The organism is Leifsonia sp. AG29 (genome assembly GCF_009765225.1).
In the GTDB taxonomy this organism is placed as follows: domain Bacteria; phylum Actinomycetota; class Actinomycetes; order Actinomycetales; family Microbacteriaceae; genus Leifsonia.
This window is the reverse complement of record NZ_VMSF01000001.1, coordinates 54,032-69,084: the sequence shown is the minus strand read 5'-3', so window position 1 is coordinate 69,084 and position 15,053 is coordinate 54,032. Positions and strand designations below refer to the sequence as shown.

Below are 15,053 nucleotides of genomic sequence, written 5' to 3'. Positions count from 1 at the left end.
GTCTCGGTCATCGCTGCTCCTCCTCTCCGGAGTCGAGCTTCACGGCTCGAAGGTAGACGTACAGGGGGACGGCGATCAGCACGAGCGAGCAGACGGCCATCGCGGCGCTCAGGCCGAAACGGAAGCTCTGGAAGCTGGTCACGTAGGTGAGCACGGGCAGAACGTCGACATCCTGCGGTGCGGGAACGCCGAACAGCACGAACGGCAGCGTGAAGGCATTGATGTTGTGGAGGAAGGCGATGATCAGCGCGAGGAAGATCGGTCCGCGCAGGTACGGGAGCACGATGTCCCGCAGTTTGATCCACCAGGTGGCGCCATCCAGGGCGGCCGCCTCGTGCACCTCATGGTCGACCGATTGGAGCCCGGCCAGCACCAGCAGGTAGAAGAAGGGCCACGATGCCCAGATCTGGACGATGATGAGTGCCCAGTAGCTCAGGGGCCCGTTGAGCCAGAGCCCGGGGTGGATGCCGATGGAACCCAGCGTCGTGTCGACGACGCCTCCGGGTTGGAGCATGGTCCGCCAGAGGGTGCCGACCACGAATCCCGGCACCACGTACGGGATGAGGAACAGGGAGCGGACAAGAGCACGGCCGCGGAAGCGGTTCTGAGTCGCGAGCGCGGCGGCCACCCCGATCGGCATGGTCACCAGTGCCGCGATCACCGCGAACGAGACGCTGATTCCGATCGACCGCAGAAGGGGCGATGCCGTGACCGCCTCGATGTAGTTCCCGAGACCGATGAAGGGCGCCTGGAGCCAGCTCTGGAGGGTGTACTGGTCCAGATCGAGCGTCGTCATGATCACGGCGACGCACAGGGGCACCGCGATGACGATGAGCATGAGGATGCCGCCGGGGAGCAGCATCCAGAGCGGGCGGTTCCGCTCGCCTCTGCGCCGACGGGCCGGGCGGCCGCCCGCGGGGGTGTTCCCCGCGGGCGGCGCGCCCGTCACGACCTGGTCCGAAGACGTGGTCAGAGTGGAGTTCGACATCGAGCGCCTCGGATCACTTCGACTTGCTCAGCGCGCTCTGCGCGGTGTCCTGCGCAGCCTTGAGTTTTGCGTCGAGGTCGGCCGAGGAGACCTTGCCGCTCGACAGGCCCGGGATCGACTGGACCACCACGTTGACGAGGGCCAGCTGCGTGTCACCCCAGGCGCCGCTGAACGGAGTGCTGTACGCCTTCTTGCCGGCCTCGAGGATGGGAGCGATCAGCTCGTTGCCGTCCTCGACCTGCTTCGCGGCGGTCGCGTTCGTCGGGAGATCCCCGAAGATCTTCGTGTACTGCTCCTGGTTCTCGGCGCTCGTCAGCATCTTGATCAGGGCGAACGCGAGATCCTGGTTCTTCGAGTACTTGGCGACCACCATGTTGTCACCCGAGATGATCGTCGCGGCGCCCTTGCCTCCGGCCGGGAGCGAGGTCGACCCGGGAGGAACCGTGGGCATCACGGCGTAGGCGTACTTGCCCGCGACCGCAGACTTGTCCAGCGTCACGCGGGACGATGAGGAGACCATCGGCAGGAATGCGGCCTTGCCGGCGGCGAAGGCGGCGACCGCCTGCGCGTTCTTCCAGCCGACGGAAGCCGGGTCCACGATCTTGTCATCGGTCAGCCAGCCGAAGTAGGTCTCGTACGCCTTCTTCACCGCGGGGTCGTCGATCGTGGCCTTCTTCGTCTTGGGGTCGAGGATCGTGTTGCCCTGCTGCATCGACATCGCCCAGACGAACTTCCACGGATCGAACGTATCGGCATAGGCGATCGCCATGCCGTGCACGTCCCCCGAGGTGAGCTTCTTGGCCTGCTCGGCCAGCCCGTCCCACGTGGTGGCAGGCTTGTCGATGCCCGCCGCAGCGAGGAGGTCTTTGTTGTAGGCCATCACGAACGGCCGGCTCGCGAACGGGATCCCGACCTGGTCCTTGGCGTCGGGGCCCGAGATTCCGAGCGTGGCAGGCACGAAGCGGTCGCGGCCGCCCACCTTGGCCCATTCGGCGTCGGTGAGCTTGACGAAGGCGCCGGTCGAGTAGGCGGTCGGGGTGAAGGTGGTTCCCAGGCTGTAGATGTCCGGACCCTGTCCGCTGAGGACGGACGTCTGGATCTTGGTCAGCTCGTCGTTCGCCGTGGCGAACGTCTCGAACTTGACCGTGGCGCCGGTCTCCTTCTGGAACTGATCCGACACATCCGCGAACCACTGCTGCTGCTGGGTGGGGAAATTGCCGTTGGCGTTGACCATGACATCGAGGGTCTTGCCCCGTCCGTCGAGCTTGGCACTGCTGGTGGGCTGGCTCGTGCTCGCGGAACATCCCGCGAGCAGCAGCGCCAGGGCGGCGACTCCCGCCGACGCTGCCAGCGTGAAACGAGATCTCATCGTATGTCTCTCCCTTGAGGATGGTGATCGATATGGGGGCCCGGAAAGCCGGCTCTGTCCCGGGGGGCTTGAGCTGACTGTAGAGAGTGCGACAAATTTAACGCAAGCGATTGCCAAAGTTTGCCATTTCGTGATGGGATACGGATATGAGTTACCAGCCACCGTCGGCGGGTGCGGCCCCGGAGAGGCCCGCAACACTGGCGGACGTCGCCGCTGCCTGCGGCGTCGCGACATCGACCGTCTCGCGCGCCCTGTCCAATCCCGGTCGCGTCAACGCCGCGACGAGGGAGCGGATCCAGCGGGCCGCACGGGAACTCAACTACATCCCGAACTCTCAAGCTCGGGCGCTGACCAGCGGCCGGACTCGTGCCGTCGCGGTGCTCGTCATGGACGTGACCAACCCCTACTACTTCGGCATCATCCGGGGTACGCAGCATCAGCTCAAAGCAGCCGGATACACTCAGATCCTCGTCGACACGGAAGAGTCCGAAGAGCTGGAGGACGGCATGCTCCGGATGCTCCGTCCCTCCTTCGACGGGGCGATCCTCGCCGCCTCGCGGCTGACGGACCGGCGGCTGACGACGATCGCCTCGGAGATGCCCCTGGTCGCCGTCAACCGGCAGACTCGCGGCGTCCCCAGCGTGTTCATCGACACCCCCAACGGGGTCGAGCAAGCCGTCGGCCACCTGGTCTCGCTCGGCCATTCGGACCTCGTGTACGCGGCTGGACCCGAGAGCTCCTGGTCGGGCGAACGCCGCTGGCGCGCCATGGTCCGGGCCGCCGAGCTGTACGGAGTCAGAGCGCGCCGGATCGGCCCGTTCGCGCCGCGGCTCTACGCGGGCCCTGCCGCTGCCGATGCCGTGCTGCACAGCGGGGCCACCGCGTGCCTGGCATTCAACGATCTCCTCGCGATCGGCATGCTCCCCCGGTTCCGGGAGCGCGGGGTGGACGTCCCAGGCGACGTCTCCCTGGTCGGGTGCGACGACATCTTCGGCGCCGACTTCTGCAACCCGCCGCTGACGACGCTCACCGCCCCGATCGAACAGGCCGGCCGAACGGCCGTCGCCATGCTCCTCGGACGCCTCCAGGACACGCCGGCGCCGGCCACCCGTCAGGAGGCGACCTTGCCCACTCATCTCACTGTTCGCGCCTCCACCGGGCCGGCACCAACGAAAGGACGCGCATGACCGCGCTCGCCCCGCACCCGGATCGACTCTTCCCCGCAGACCCCGCAGAACGCGCGCTGGCGCGTCGGCTCCACGCAGCCGTCGCAGACCTCCCGATCGTCTCCCCCCACGGACACGTGCCGGCGTCCGTGCTGGCCGACGACGAGCCGTTCCCCGACCCGTCCGCCCTCCTGATCACACCGGATCACTACGTCACACGGATGCTGCACGCGGTCGGAGTCCCTCTCAGCGATCTCGGACTGGCCCGCGACGGCGTGCCCTCCGAGGTGCCCGGACGCACGGTCTGGAGGACGCTCTGCGAGCACTGGGATCTCTTCCTCGGCACGCCGGTGCGGTTCTGGTTCGAGTCGGAGTTCAGCGAGGTGTTCGGCCTCACCGAGCAGCCGTCGCCCGCGAACGCCGACGACCTCTACGACCAGCTCTCTGCGACGCTTGCTTCGCCGGAGTTCCGCCCGCGGGCGCTGTTCGATCGGTTCCGCATCGCGGTGCTCGCCACCACCGACGACCCGGCCGACGACCTCGAGGCGCACGCTCGCCTCGCGTCCGATCCGACCTTCACGGGGCGCGTCGTCCCCACGTTCCGCGCCGACCGCTACATGCACCCGGAGGAGCAGGACTGGCCGGTCCGGCTCCGCGCGCTCGCCGAGCGAGCCGATGTCGACACCTCCACGTATGCCGGTCTGCTGGAGGCGCTGCGCGCGCGCCGAGCGGCGTTCGCCGCGGCGGGAGCGACGGCCACCGACACGGGCGTCCTCGACGCCGGCTGCGAACCCCTCGAGCCGGCGGAGGCCTCGCGCATTCATCGTGCCGCGCTCGACGGGTCGATGACGTCCGGGGAGGCCGTGGCCTACCGCCGCAACATGCTCTACCGGCTGGCGGAGATGTCCGCCGACGACGGACTGGTGATGCAACTCCATCCCGGCGTCCACCGCAACCATCACCGGCCGACGTTCGAGGCGTACGGCCCCGACACCGGACACGATCTCCCGGCCGTGGGCGCATTCACCGCCCCGCTCGCGCCGATCCTGCGCGACTTCGGCACGAATCCGACCTTCCGTCTCGTGCTCTTCACCGTCGACGAGTCGACCTTCTCTCGCGAGATCGCGCCGCTGGCGGGCTTCTACCCCTCGGTCTACGCCGGCGCCCCGTGGTGGTTCCTCGACACGCCTGCGGCGATACTCCGCTACCGCCAAGCCATCACAGACAGCGCCGGGTTCACCAAGACGAGCGGATTCATCGACGACACGCGCGCGTTCTGCTCCATTCCGGCCCGCCACGACATGTCGCGGCGTGTGGACTCGTCGTATCTCGCCTCGCTGGTGCTCACCCATCAGGTCTCCGAGGAGGACGCATTCCGCATCGCGCGCCGGCTCGTCGATGACGTACCGCGTGCCACCTTCCGCCTGGGCTGACGCCGGGGTGTGCCGCGGTCGTCAGGGGAGCCCTCCGACGATCGCGACACCCTGCGCCTCCAGCGTGCGACCGCTCGCGCCCGCCCCGGTGAGGAGGTCGGCGCCCGGCAGGTCGATCTCGACCGGTTCATCCGTGTGGTTGATGGCGATGAGATGACGTCCGCGGCGGACGACCTCCACCCCCGGCACACGGGGGCCCCGCTCGACGCCCGCCGATGTCATGATGCCGTCGAGGAGGACGAGGAGCGCGTCGTCATCGAGAAGGGTGGCGACGTACCACGCCTCACCCGAGCCGGAACGGCGACGGGTCACCGCGGGGAAGCCGTGGAGCACGCCACCGTCGAACACCACGCGCACCTCAGCGGAATCCGCGCGGACGTACTCGGCCCACAGCGACGCGGACCCGGTGCCGCCGATCGCATCGCCGCGGACCCGCAGCCTCGGCGGCTCACCGCCGCCGAGGGCTGCGAGGTCGGGTGCCGCGGGAGGCGCGAACTCCTCGATCCGGATGCCGAGCGTCTGCTGGAGCGCGCCCAGGTACCCTCCGGTCCGCACGTGCAGATCCTTGTCGAGGATGGCCGACTGGTAGCCGACGACCAGGGTGCCTCCGTCGGCCGCGTAGCCCGCCAGAGCCGCCAGCTGCGCGTCGTCCGCGACGAACAGCGACGGAACGACGACGACGGCGTAACGAGCGAGATCGTCCGTCGGCCGCACGAAGTCGACCGTGGCGCCCGCGGCGAAAAGCGCCCGGTACCAGGCGAAGACGCCGGCGAGATAATCGATCGCCGTCGGGGACGCCTCCTGTTCGATGGCCCACCACGAGTCCCAGTCGAGGACAACCGCCACCGACGCCGGAACGGCGGCGCCGAGGGGTCCTTCGCGCTCGGACAGCGCCGCCAGCTCAGAGCCGAGCTGTTCGACCTCACGGAAGATCCGGGTATCCGTGCCGCTGTGCGGAACCATTCCGGCGTGGAACTTCTCGGCCCCGGCCACGGCTTGGCGCCATTGGAAGAACATGATGCCGTCCGCGCCCCGGGCGATGCTCTGGTACGACCACGCCCGCATCTGCCCGGGTCGCTTCGCTGCGTTTCGCTCGCGCCAGTTGACCGCTCCGGGGGATTGCTCCATCAGCAGCCAGGGCTTGCCGCCGCCGAGGGACCGCATCAGGTCGCGCTGCATGGCCCCATACACCGGCGAGAGCGGGTCGGCAGGGTCCGGGTAGGAGTCGTCTGACACGATGTCGACCTCCCGAGCCCACGCCCAGTAGTCGGCCGGCTTGAAGAAGCCCATGAAGTTCGTGGTGATCGGCACGGTCGACCGGGAGCGGATGATCTCCTTCTCCGCCCGGAAGCATGCGAGCAGCTCGTCGGAGCTGAACCGGTCGAAGTCGAGCAGCTGGGTGGGGTTCTTGAAGGTCGGTGCCGCGCGCGGCGGCAGGATCTCGTCGAATGCGGCGTAGTGCTGCGACCAGAAGGCGGTGCCCCAGGCGTCGTTGAGCGCCTCGATCGTGGAGTACCTCTGTTCGAGCCAGGACCGGAAGGCGGTCGCCGACGCGTCGCAGTAGCAGCGGCTGACGTGGCAGCCGTACTCGTTGTTGACGTGCCAGAGCGCCAGCGCTGGATGCTCCGCATATCGATCGACGATCGCCCGCACCAGACGGGCCGCATAGTGCCGATAGACCGGCGAACTCGGGCAGTACGCCTGCCGGCTCCCGGAGGAGAGCGTGACGCCATCCGCGGTCACGGGGAGCAACTCCGGGTGCTTCAGCGCCAGCCACGGCGGAGGCGACGCCGTCGCCGTGGCGAGATCGACCCTGATCCCTCCCTGGTGGAGGAGATCGAGGACGTCGTCGAGCCAAGCGAAGTCGAATTCGCCGTCCCGAGGCTCGATCCGCGCCCAGGAGAAGATGCCGACCGACACGAGGTTCACCCCGGCCCGCTTCATCAGCTCGACGTCTTCGCGCCAGATCTCCGGCGCCCATTGCTCGGGGTTGTAATCGCCTCCGTAGCCGAAGGCTTTCGCCCGCGCCGCGTCGCTCATTCCTTCACGCTCCCGCTCGCGAGTCCGGTCGTCCAGTACCGCTGCAGGAAGAGGAACGCGATGACCAAGGGGATGATCGACACGAGCGACCCGGTGATGACGACCGAGAACAGCGCCTGCGATCCCCCGCCTGCCGCGCTCGTGGCCTGCTGCTGAGCCAAGCCGACGGTGAGCGGGTACAGGTCTGAGCTGTTCAGCATGATGAGCGGCAGGAAATAGTTGTTCCACGTCCCCACTAGCGCGAAGAGGAAGACGGTGACGATGCCCGGCGCGAGCAGACGCAGTCCCACCTGCCAGAAGATCCGGAACTCACCGGCGCCGTCGACCCGGGCCGCCTCGATCATCGAGTCGGGAAGGGCGTCGGCCGCATAGACGCGCATGAGGAATACGCCGAACGGGCTGACCAGGGAAGGCACGATGACGGCGGCCGGAGTGTTCGTGATCCCGAGCTGGCTGAACATGAGATAGGTGGGCAGCGCCAGCGCCGTGAGCGGGATCATGATCGCCCCCAGGACGACGCTGAACATGGCGGTCGCGCCGGGGAACCGGTACTTGGCGAAGGCATAGCCGGCCATCGTCGCCAGCAGCGACGCTCCTACGGCGCTCACCAGGGCATAGACGAGGGTATTGATCGCCCAATGCACGTAGATGCCGTTCTGCACGGTGAAGACGGCGCCGATATTGGAGAACAGCTCGAAGGAACGTCCGAAGGCGAAACCGAATGTTGTGAAGAGGTCGCCGTTGCTCTTCGTCGACGCGATGAACAGCCAGACGATCGGCAGCACGAAATACAGGGCGCAGATCCAGAGCAGCACCGTCAACAGCGTGCTCCGGCGGGTCTCGCGGTTGTAGGCCTTCGCGGGTCCCCGAGCGCCGCGGCGCTGCGGCTCTGCCTCGCGGACCGGGATCGGAGCGATACGGGTCGCGGATTCACTCATTGCGGGCCTCCCTCCGCTGGGTGGTGAGTTGCACGACGTACGACACGATCGCGATCACCAGTCCGAGCAGGAAGGCGATGGCTGCGGCGTAGTTGACGTCCTGATTGGTGAACGCCAGGTTGTACGCGTAGTAATTCGGGGTGTAGCCGTTGTCGATCACGTCGGGGGCGATCGCGTGGAGCAAGCTCGGTTCGTTGAAGAGCTGGAAGGTCCCGATGATCGAGAAGATGATCGTCAGGATGATCGCCGGACGGATGCCGGGAATCTTGATGCTCCATGCGACACGCCATTGGCCGGCGCCGTCGATCTCGGCCGCCTCGAAGAGCTCGGCCGGAATCGACCGCAGGGCCGCGTACATGATGATCATGTTGTAGCCGACGAACGCCCAGGTGACGATGTTCATCATCGAGCCGAGCATGTTCTGAGCGCTCAGGAGATCGGGGGCGGCGAGCCCGACGGCGCGGAACGTCTGCGCGATCGGACCGAAGTCGTTGCCGTAGAGATACCCCCACATCAGTGTCGCGACGACACCGGGAACGGCGAACGGCAGGAAGATGAGCAGCCGTAGGGCGATCGAGCCGCGCACCCGCCCGCTGTCGAGCGCGAGAGCGAAGAACAGGGACAGCGCCAGCATGATCGGGACCTGGATGATCAGGAACAGCGCCATGCGCCCGAGGCCGGCCAGGAAATCCGGATCCGTGAACGCGCGGATGTAGTTCGCGAACCACGCGAACGTCTGCCCCCCGATGAGCTGCGTCGTGAACAGGCTCAAGTATCCGGAGTAGAACAGCGGCAGCAGCAGCATCACGACGAAGACGAGCATGAAGGGCGCGACGAACAGGTAGGCGGCGCGGTTCAGCCGTCGCTGGTTGGCGTTGCGCCGGGGCCGCGGGTCGCTCGCGGCCCATCGGTCACGCACCCGGGCGGGCGCGACGGACTGGGTCATGGTGTGAACTCCCTTGTTCGGTGCACGTCGGCCATGCCGGCGGCGGGACACACGCCCGCCGCCGACGTGGTTCGCCGCTACTTGTTGACGGAGAAGCCCTGCTGGGTGCCGTAGGTCACGAGCGCCTTCTGCCATGCATCCAATCCGGCCGAGAGGTCGCCCTTGGCTGCGAGCGCCTTGCCGACCGTCTCCGTGTAGCTCGAGTAGGCGTAGTCCATGTAGGGGAGCCAATCGAACTCGGTGTCGACGGTGGTCGAGATTCCGGCGAACAGCTCGTTGACCTTCTGGCCGCCGTAGAACTGCGCCTGCTGGTCGACGAACTCGGGGTCCTTGAGGGTCGCTGTCGAGGTCGGAAACAGGAACTGCTTGGTCGCGAGCATGAGTGTGGACTCGGGGTCATTGTTGATGAACTTGGCCAGCTCGTAGGCCGCGATCGGGTTCTTGGTCGTCTTCAGAACGGCATCGGACGAGCCTCCCCAGTTGCCGGACGCAGCCTTGCTCCCGGGCGTCTGCGGCAGTTCCGCCGCCCGCCAGAGACCCGAGGTCTTCGCCGCCGTCCCCTGCAGGAAGACCGGCGCCCATGCCGCGGTGAGCCAGCCGGCGTACTTCCCGTTGGCCAGACCCTGGTACCAGCTGTCGGTGAAGTCGGGGTCGGTCGAGACGTAGCCCTTCTGGATCAGGTCCTGCCAGTACGCGGCGACCTTCTTGGCCTCCGCACTGTTGACGTCGACCTTGACGCCCTTCTTGCCGTCGTAGCCGAACGGCTTGACTCCGGCCTGCCACATCAGTCCGAGCATCTGGCCGGCCTGTCCGGAAGCGAGGTTCGACATGTATGCGCCCGTCTTCTCCTTGACGGTCGCAGCGTCCGCCGCGTACTCGTCCCAGGTCTTCGGAGGTGCGGTGATGCCCGCCTTCGACAGGATGTCCTCCCGGTAGAGGTTGCCCATCGGCCCCGAGTCCTGCGGGATCGCGTAGACGCCGTCGTTCTGCTTGACCTGGTTCCACACCCACGGCACGTACTGGTCGCCCAGATCGGACGCGCCGTAGGGGGCGAGGTTCAGAAGGCTGTCGGTGACCGTGAAGGACGAGATGTACTGGAACTCCATCTGCGCCACATCCGGCGCGCCCTTGCCTGCCTTGAGCGCCGTTCGCAGTTTCTGGTAGTGCGGCGCGCCCTGGCCTACACTCTCGACGTTGACCTTGATGGCCGGGTACTTCTTCTCGAACAGCGCCACCTCGTTCTTGATGTCGGGCACCCAGGTCCAGAAGGTGAGGGTCGTCGGGGTCGTCATCGCCTTGTCGATCTCGGCTTGCGTGACGGGCTTGCCGGCGTCCGAGGCGCCGGCGCCCCCTCCGGTGCAGCCGGTGAGCACGAGCGCGGCAGCCAGGAGGCCGGTGCCCAGCGCCAGTGCTGTTCTCGGTGCTTTCTTGCTCATGAGCGTTTCTCTCTCTCTTGGTTTCTCGGGGAGTTTCCGGTCACGGCTGCGACGCGGAGACCTCGAACACGGCGACGCCGCGCGGCTCGAGGGTGAAGCGGGATCCCGCAGTGAATCTCTCGCCGGTCTCCACGTGGATCGCTTCCGCGGGGACCGTGACCGCGTGCGAACGGGACGACCAGTTGTGCACGAATGCGAGCTCCTTGCCGCGCGTGCGGCCGGTCGACACGGTGACGGGGATCTCGGCCCGCCAAGCAGCCGCCGCGCTGGCCGGGACGAGCCAGCGACCGAGGCTTCGAGCAAGCGGCTCGTTCGGCACCGTGCCGACGTAGGTCACCCGGCCGGCTCCGAACGCTGCCGTCGTGATGGCGGCCACCGCGCCGAGCTCGTTCGGCTCGTAGCGGGCGAGCGCCTGTGCGCCGTCGAGGTTGAGCACGTCGATCCAGGCGGTCGCCTGCGAACCGGCTTCGAGTTCGAAACCCTCCTCCGCGGTCACGTCGAGCGGCTCGGCAAGGTTGCTGTATTCGTCGTACCACGCGCCTGCGGCGTCGTGCAGGCGGTCGGGGGCGACCCCGCGACGAGCGCGAGCCAGCTCGTCGCCATAACCGGTCCGGATGCCGAGCACGAGGTGACCGCCGGCCGCAGCGTATTCGCGGAGGGCGTCGAGCACCGTGTCGTCCGCGACGTACTCAGCGGCCGCGATGAGCACGGGATACCGCGCGGACAACTCCGCGGCCGACTGCTCGACGAACTGCCGGGTGTGCTGGACGCGCACCTGGGCGCCGACCTCGTTGAGACCGCGGTAGAAGGCATCCGTGATGCGCGCGTACGATCGGGGGTCCGCCTCCCCGTCCTCGTTTGCGAGCGGCGGGTAGAACTCGAACGACCACTTGGTGTCGGTCGAATACAGCATCAGCACGTCGGCATCCGGCTCGAACCCGTCGAGCGCGCTCCCGATGCGCTTGAGACTCGCGCCGAGCTCCGCCACCTCGCGGTAGATGCGTCCCGGAACCTGGCTGTGCGGCAGGACACCGCCCCAATAGGTCTCGGCACCGAAGTGAAGAGTGTGCCAGTGCCAGTACTCGATCATGCGGGAACCGCGCGCGACGAGCGCCAGTGCGGCCTGCTTGATCTGTCCGGGATACGGGGGCTGGTTCTGCCATGGGCCGCCGATGGACTGGGCGTTGGTCTCCGTGACGAGGAAGCGCTCCTGGCGGGAGGAGAACGCGCGGTCGGCCCACTGGAAGAGCGCCCACGGGCCGGTGTGCCACCAGTCGGCCCGCCGCGGAAGGTCGACATCGGCCGACAGGCCGTCCTGCATGAGGTAGTAGGGATTGCCCGCCGTGACATCGAGTGAGGCCGCGAGCTGGTCGTCGGAGATCTGAGGGCGCGAATACGAGATGCAGGTGGTGACGAACTGGTCCTCCCGGGCGTACTCGCGCACGATGTCGGCCTGCCAGGCGATGAGGTCGGTGGCCTGCTCCCCCTGGAACCTCCGCCAGTCGAGCTGGTATTGAGGCATCATGTTGCCGCCGGGCCGCCAGAGTTCGGACCACTCGGCGATGCGGTGCGACCAGTAGACCAGCCCCCACTCCTCGTTGAGGCGTTCCACGGAGCCGTACCGGGCGCGCAGCCAAGAGACGAAGGCCTGGAATGTGCTCTCGTTGTGCGGCAGATTGTTGCCGGGTTCGTTGTCCACCTGGTACCCGATGACAGCCGGGTGGTCGGCATAGCGGGCGACGACTCTCCGGATGATCCGCTCGGCGTACCAGCGGTACACGGGCACCGACTGGTCCATCTCCTGGCGTCCACCCCAGCCGCGCATGTGCCCCTGCCCGTCGATCGCGGCGATCTCCGGGTGCAAGGTCTGCAGCCACGGCGGGATCGCGTATGTCGGCGTGCCCAGGATGACCGCGATTCCTCGGGCGTGCGCGCCGTCCAGCACGGGCTGGAGCCAGTCGAGGTCGAATTCGCCGTTGCGTGGCTCCCACGTCGACCACACCGATTCACCCACCCGGATCACCGTGAATCCTGCCTCGACCATCAGGTCGAGATCTCGATCGAGCGCGCCCTCCTCCTGGTACTCCGCGTAGTAGGCGGCTCCGAAGAGCACACCCGGGAACCGGGGGTTAAGCGTCATCGTCGACCTTCCGCGTCAATTCAGCTCGTCGACAACACCCCGGATGTGACCGGTCAATGTTGTCGACAACATTTCGTGAGGGCCAGGCTACACAGACGCGCACGTCGCCACAAGAACCGTGACCGAACGGTTACGCTCGCGCGTCGGAGGACCCGACCGCCGCCGTCGATCCACGGGCCACGAGTTCGGGCACCCGATAGGCGGGGACGCCACCGACATCCTCCCCCTCGATCTTGGCGATCAGCACATTCATCAGGTACGCGCCTTCGCCCTCGAAATCGAGGCGGACGGTGGTCAGCGGAGGCAGGTGGAACCTCGACTCGGGGGAATCGTCTATACCGATGACGCTGATGTCCTCGGGAACCCGGATGCCGCGCTCGGTGAGCCCGTAGATCAGGCCGATGGCCATGCTGTCGTTCGCCGCAGACACCGCGGTCGCCTCTCCGGGGAATTGGCCGGCCGCTTGGTATCCGGACTCGGCCGACCAGTCGCCCTCCCACTCCCAGACCACCTCGAGACCCAGCCCGGCGGCGGCTTCGACGAAGCTGCTGCGGCGCTCGCCGGACGCGGTCCACACGTGCGGACCGTTCACCAATGCGACCTTCCGGTGGCCGAGCTGCGCGAGGTGTGCGGCGGCGAGCCGCCCGGGATAGGCGCGCGAATGCCCTCCGACAAGCTCGAGAGCCTCCGCGGAATCCAAGACGAAGGGAACGTCCAGGTGACGGTCGGCGACTGCGTCGCGCACCACGACGGTCTGGGCTGTCGCAAATACGCCTGCGATCTGGTGCTCCATGACGACGTCGAGCGCGCGGTCCACCGACGCGGCGTCCTCTCCGTCCATCGACGCGATGTCGAGCACGAAGCCACGACTGCGGGCGGCTTTTGTCGCGCCCGCCATGATCCGACCGGGACCCGAGAGCTCCATGCGGTGAGCGAGGATGCCGATCCGGTTCGACTGCCGCGACCGCAGCCAGCGCGCCGCTCCGTTCGGCCGATAGTCGAGTTCCTCCAGCGCCGCTTGCACCCGCTCCCGAGTCGACGGGCGAATGCCCTCGAATCCGTTGAGATAACGGGTGACGGTCTGATGCGAGACACCGGCCGCGCGTGCCACGTCGTAGATGGTGGCACGCTTCATGGAACCGAGTGTAGCCACCGAGGCGACAGGGGGAGGAAAGACGGTGGACGAGGACTGTTACGGAGATATTTCGGCGCAGAGTCGCTGACATCACGTAGTCCCGATCGGCCGCGCGACCAGCGCACATCGCGGATTTTACGCGAAAGCCACACCCGCGAAATCCGCGCGACGCTGACGAATCGTAAAGTCACTCGCACCACTCACGGGCAGTTTGTCGATTGCGACGGCAGCAAGCCGGAGCAGACGATGGCTGTGCCGCTCCCCTCGCTCCCCCGGCTGGAGGGGAGCGGCCCTCCCGCACCATGGGAATTCGCCCGTACCACTGGAATTCGCCGCAACCCACCCGAAGCCGAATCAGGGAAGTGAATCACATGACGCACAGCACCAAGACCTCGAGGCGAGTGAAGCGTTCGCTGCTCGCTGCCACAGCCCTCTCCATCGCGCTGGTCCTCGCCGCTTGCTCCGGCACCAGCGGAGCCGCGCAGAGCACCGCCGCCCAAACGCCCGTGAAGTACCAGCTGAGCTGGCTCAAGATCACCCAGTTCGGCGGATTCTTCGCCGCAGACAAGGAGAAGTTCTTCTCCGACGAAGGGATCGAACCGACTTTCACCGCCGGCGGATCCAACATTCTCGCCTGGCAGCAGGTCGCCAATGGCACGGCCCTCCTCGGCGACGAGGACAACACCCTCCTCCTCGAGGCCATCGCCAAGGGGGAGCCGCTCGTCGCGATCGGAGCGGTGTTCCAGAAGTCGCCGATGGCGATCATGAGCCTGGCGGACAAGCCGATCTCCTCGGCCAAGGACTTGGAGGGGAAGACCATCGCCTACCCCGACAACGGCATCGCCCAGCTGAAGTCCGCACTCCAGGCGGACGGGGTCGATGTCTCCAAGGTGACGATCGTCCCCGCCGGCGCCGATCCGACCCAGCTCGTGACCCATCAGGTCGCCGGGTACGGCGGCTACGCGACATCGCAGGGCGCCTCGCTGGAGGTCCAGGGTCTGAAGGTGAAGTACCTGTACGTGGACGACATCACCAAGGTGCCCAGCTACGGCAACGTCATCGTCACCACCAAGGCCAACCTGGCCGACCCGGCCAAGCGGAAGACCATCGAGAAGTTCATGACCGCCGCGGTGAAGGGCTACGAGTGGATGAACGCCCACCCCGAGGATGCGGCCAAGATCGTCGTCAACGACGTGAACCCGACAGGCGGCCTGAAGCTGTCGACCGAGACCCAAACCGCGAAGATCCAGGCGTCGCTCATCGAGTCGAAGACCGGTGTGCTGCGGGTGTCCGCAGAGCAGATGCAGGCGTTCATCGACTCGCTGGTCGCGGCAGGGACCCTGACCAAGAAGCTCGACGCGAAAGACGTCGTGGACCCGACGGTGCTCGACGCGGTCTACGGGGACAAGACGAGCCTGTTGGAATGACCTCACGCGGCTGCCGCCCGGCACGGGCGGCAGCC

Annotated in this window: 11 protein-coding genes; 3 read left to right on the top strand and 8 right to left on the bottom strand. The window is 67.2% G+C overall.

The genetic code is table 11. From position 1 onward, the window contains the following. Positions 1–7: 7 nt before the first annotated feature. Together FPT20_RS00345 and FPT20_RS00340 are read right to left on the bottom strand one after the other, a co-directional pair. On the bottom strand, positions 8–988 hold the full coding sequence (locus tag FPT20_RS00345; RefSeq protein ID WP_158861709.1) for a carbohydrate ABC transporter permease: 981 nt from the start codon (positions 986–988) through the stop codon (positions 8–10). A 13-nt stretch (positions 989–1,001) separates the two neighbouring features. Continuing rightward, positions 1,002–2,357: an ABC transporter substrate-binding protein gene (locus tag FPT20_RS00340; protein WP_158861708.1), complete on the bottom strand. Its 1,356-nt coding sequence runs from the start codon at positions 2,355–2,357 to the stop codon at positions 1,002–1,004. Between the two features lie 146 nt (positions 2,358–2,503). Between FPT20_RS00340 and FPT20_RS00335 the strand changes: the two genes are divergently transcribed. Together FPT20_RS00335 and uxaC are read left to right on the top strand one after the other, a co-directional pair. Further along, positions 2,504–3,544: a LacI family DNA-binding transcriptional regulator gene (locus FPT20_RS00335; protein ID WP_158861707.1), complete on the top strand. Its 1,041-nt coding sequence runs from the start codon at positions 2,504–2,506 to the stop codon at positions 3,542–3,544. Then, positions 3,541–4,956, top strand: coding sequence for a glucuronate isomerase (gene uxaC / locus FPT20_RS00330; protein WP_158861706.1), 1,416 nt, complete (start codon positions 3,541–3,543; stop codon positions 4,954–4,956). Before FPT20_RS00335 ends, uxaC begins: the two co-directional genes overlap by 4 nt. A 21-nt stretch (positions 4,957–4,977) precedes the next feature. Here the strand turns inward: uxaC and FPT20_RS00325 are convergent, their stop codons facing one another. From FPT20_RS00325 to FPT20_RS00300, 6 genes are all read right to left on the bottom strand, one after another. Then, positions 4,978–6,996, bottom strand: a complete 2,019-nt coding sequence (locus FPT20_RS00325) for a beta-galactosidase (protein ID WP_158861705.1) — start codon at positions 6,994–6,996, stop codon at positions 4,978–4,980. After that, the gene (locus FPT20_RS00320; protein WP_158861704.1) at positions 6,993–7,934 is read right to left on the bottom strand and encodes a carbohydrate ABC transporter permease; all 942 of its coding nucleotides are present in this window, start codon (positions 7,932–7,934) and stop codon (positions 6,993–6,995) included. The genes FPT20_RS00325 and FPT20_RS00320 overlap by 4 nt, the downstream gene beginning before the upstream one ends. Further along, positions 7,927–8,880: a carbohydrate ABC transporter permease gene (locus tag FPT20_RS00315; protein WP_158861703.1), complete on the bottom strand. Its 954-nt coding sequence runs from the start codon at positions 8,878–8,880 to the stop codon at positions 7,927–7,929. The genes FPT20_RS00320 and FPT20_RS00315 overlap by 8 nt, the downstream gene beginning before the upstream one ends. Before the next feature lie 77 nt (positions 8,881–8,957). Beyond that, a complete protein-coding gene (locus FPT20_RS00310; protein WP_233265323.1) occupies positions 8,958–10,316 on the bottom strand; it encodes an ABC transporter substrate-binding protein in 1,359 nt (452 codons plus the stop codon). Positions 10,317–10,356: 40 nt separating this feature from the next. Continuing rightward, on the bottom strand, positions 10,357–12,456 hold the full coding sequence (locus tag FPT20_RS00305; RefSeq protein WP_158861702.1) for a beta-galactosidase: 2,100 nt from the start codon (positions 12,454–12,456) through the stop codon (positions 10,357–10,359). 130 nt (positions 12,457–12,586) lie between these two features. Further along, the gene (locus FPT20_RS00300) at positions 12,587–13,591 is read right to left on the bottom strand and encodes a LacI family DNA-binding transcriptional regulator (protein WP_158861701.1); all 1,005 of its coding nucleotides are present in this window, start codon (positions 13,589–13,591) and stop codon (positions 12,587–12,589) included. Between the two features lie 371 nt (positions 13,592–13,962). Between FPT20_RS00300 and FPT20_RS00295 the strand changes: the two genes are divergently transcribed. Further along, positions 13,963–15,018 (top strand): ABC transporter substrate-binding protein, encoded by a 1,056-nt coding sequence (locus FPT20_RS00295; protein WP_158861700.1) that lies wholly within the window; start codon positions 13,963–13,965, stop codon positions 15,016–15,018. Positions 15,019–15,053 lie beyond the last annotated feature (35 nt).